Source organism: Monashia sp. HAY1-5C, from assembly GCF_056755255.1.
In genome coordinates this window covers 1-2,616 of record NZ_JBPGXG010000243.1, presented here as the reverse complement: position 1 = coordinate 2,616, position 2,616 = coordinate 1, and the positions used below count along the sequence as shown (strand labels likewise).

At 71.9% G+C, this 2,616-nt stretch carries 2 protein-coding genes and 1 pseudogene; all 3 read left to right on the top strand.

What is annotated here, in order from left to right:
* Positions 1-493: pseudogene (locus ACR9ZK_RS21305) on the top strand (ABC transporter permease); the annotation flags it as partial.
* Positions 490-900: a cytidine deaminase gene (locus tag ACR9ZK_RS21300; protein WP_481343964.1), complete on the top strand. Its 411-nt coding sequence runs from the start codon at positions 490-492 to the stop codon at positions 898-900. The pseudogene ACR9ZK_RS21305 and the gene ACR9ZK_RS21300, both read left to right, overlap by 4 nt.
* A gap of 48 nt (positions 901-948) precedes the next feature.
* A complete protein-coding gene (locus tag ACR9ZK_RS21295; protein ID WP_481343963.1) occupies positions 949-2,235 on the top strand; it encodes a thymidine phosphorylase in 1,287 nt (428 codons plus the stop codon).
* Positions 2,236-2,616: the final 381 nt, after the last annotated feature.

Genomic DNA, 2,616 nt, shown 5'->3' with positions numbered 1-2,616 from the left:
CTCCGCCGTCCTCGTCTCCGGTGGGCTCGCGGGCCTCGCGGGCGGCTTCCTCGTCCTCGTCGCCAGCAACCTCTACCGCGAGGGCCAGACCGGCGGTCGTGGCTTCATCGGCCTCGCCGCGATGATCTTCGGCAACTGGCGCCCCGGAGGTCTGGCCGGCGGCGCGGCCCTCTTCGGCTACACCGACGCCGTCCAGCTGCGCGGCGGTGGCGACGTCGTGCACGCCTACCTGCTGCCGATCGCGGTCGGCCTCGTCGCCTGGGGCATCTGGCAGGTCGTCCGTCGTCGCCGGGGCAAGCCGCTCGCCGGCGTGCCGACGGTCGTCATGGGTGTCCTCGCGATGACGTGGTTCCTCCTGTCCGACACCGTGCCGAACCAGTTCACCGGCATGACGCCGTACGTCGCGACGCTGCTCGTCCTCGCGTTCGCCTCGCAACGCCTGCGTATGCCGGCGGCCGACGGCGTCGTCTACCGCAAGGGCGAGGCCACATGAGCGAGCCGACGCCCGTCGACTGGGACGCGCTGCGGCGTCGGGCGGTCGAGCTCATGGAGCGCGCGTACGCGCCGTACTCGAACTTCCGGGTCGGCGTCGCCGGCCTCGTCGACGACGGACGCGTCGTGGCGGGGTGCAACGTCGAGAACGCCGCCTACGGCGTCGCGCTCTGTGCGGAGTGCGGCATGGTCTCCGAGCTGCACGCCACCGGCGGCGGCCGCCTGACCCACGTGTTCTGCGTCGGGGCCGACGGCCGGCCCCTCATGCCCTGCGGACGCTGCCGTCAGCTGCTCTGGGAGAACGGCGGTCCGGAGTGCCTGCTCATGACGCCGGAGGGCGTGCTGCCGATGTCGGCGGTGCTGCCGCAGGCGTTCGGGCGCGCCGACCTCGACGCCGCGCAGGCGTGAGACCGGCTCCCGGCCCCGGAGCGCGCCGCGCTGGGGAATGATGGCGCCGTGAGCGAAGCCTTCGATGCCGTGGACGTCATCTCCGCCAAGCGGGACCGGTCCGAGCTGACCGACGCCCAGATCGACTGGGTCATCGACGCCTACACGCGCGGTGTCGTCGCCGAGGAGCAGATGTCCGCCCTGGCGATGGCCATCTACCTCAACGGCATGAGCGCCCGCGAGATCGCCCGGTGGGCCGACGCCATGATCCGCTCGGGGGAGCGGCTCGACTTCTCCTCGTTGTCTCGCCCGACGAGCGACAAGCACTCGACCGGTGGGGTCGGCGACAAGATCACGCTCCCGCTCGCACCGCTCGTCGCCGCGTGCGGCGTCGCGGTGCCACAGCTGTCCGGACGAGGGCTCGGCCACACCGGGGGCACCCTCGACAAGCTGGAGTCGATCCCCGGCTGGCGGGCCGACCTGACTAACGAGCAGATGCTGGCCCAGCTCGAGGAGGTCGGAGCCGTCATCTGCGCCGCAGGATCCGGCCTCGCACCCGCCGACAAGAAGCTCTACGCCCTCCGCGACGTGACCGGCACGGTGTCGTGCGTCCCCCTCATCGCCACCTCCATCATGAGCAAGAAGATCGCCGAGGGGACGGGTTCGCTGGTCCTCGACGTCAAGGTCGGTTCCGGCGCGTTCATGAAGGAGCTCGGTCAGGCGCGCGAGCTGGCGGAGACGATGGTGCGCCTCGGCACCGACGCCGGCGTGAAGACCGTCGCGCTGCTGACGAACATGAGCACGCCCCTCGGCCTCACGGCCGGCAACGCGCTCGAGGTGCGCGAGTCGGTCGAGGTGCTCGAGGGCGGGGGGCCCGAGGACGTCGTCGAGCTGACCCTCGCGCTGGCCCGGGAGATGGTGCAGGCGGCGGGTGTCGACGTCGATCCCGCCGACGCCCTGCGCGACGGCCGAGCCATGGACGCCTGGCGCCGGATGATCCGCGCCCAAGGGGGAGACCCCGACGCGCCCCTGCCGACGGCCAGGGAGACCCACCACGTGCTGGCACCCGCCGACGGCGTGCTCGTCGAGCTCGACGCGCTCGCCGTCGGTGTCGCCGCCTGGCGGCTCGGCGCCGGGCGGGCCCGCAAGGAGGACCCGGTGCAGGCGGGGGCCGGAGTGGAGATCCACTACAAGCCAGGGGCCACGGTCCGCGGGGGAGAGCCGCTGCTGACGTTGCACACCGACGAGCCGGAGCGCTTCGAGAGGGCGATCGCGGCGCTCGATGGCGGCATCACCGTGGCTCCCGAGGGGTCGCGGCCCGTCCTCGACCCCATCGTCATCGACCGCATCGCCTGACCCGACGGAGCCCTGGGCCGCTGGTCCTGCGCCTGCTCCCGGACGCAGGTCGGCCGGCGTCGACGGGCGGCGTGGACGGATTTGTCTTCGTCCGGGTCGTCGGGCTAACGTTACGACGTCAGCCCGACCGGGCGGAACGGACGCCCGCGGCGGCCGGGACCGGGGGCCTGACGTCGATGTCGAACCCGACCTGAGGTCGGGAAACATCGCCAGCCGAGGCCATCTCGGAGCATGTCGGGACCGCTCTTCTGGGCGGGCCGCGGATTTGACTCCGGTGGGGTCGGTGAGTAAGTTTGAAGGGTTGCCCCGGAGGCCGGGCCTGCGTGTGTGGGTGTGGTTGATGGTGTGTGTCTGATTCTTGAGAACTCAACAGCGTGTCAA

Coding starts and splice junctions, on each gene's coding strand:
- ACR9ZK_RS21300 (WP_481343964.1), top strand. CDS start 490: ATGAGCGAGCCGACGCCCGTCGACTGGGACGCGCTGCGGCGTCGGGCG.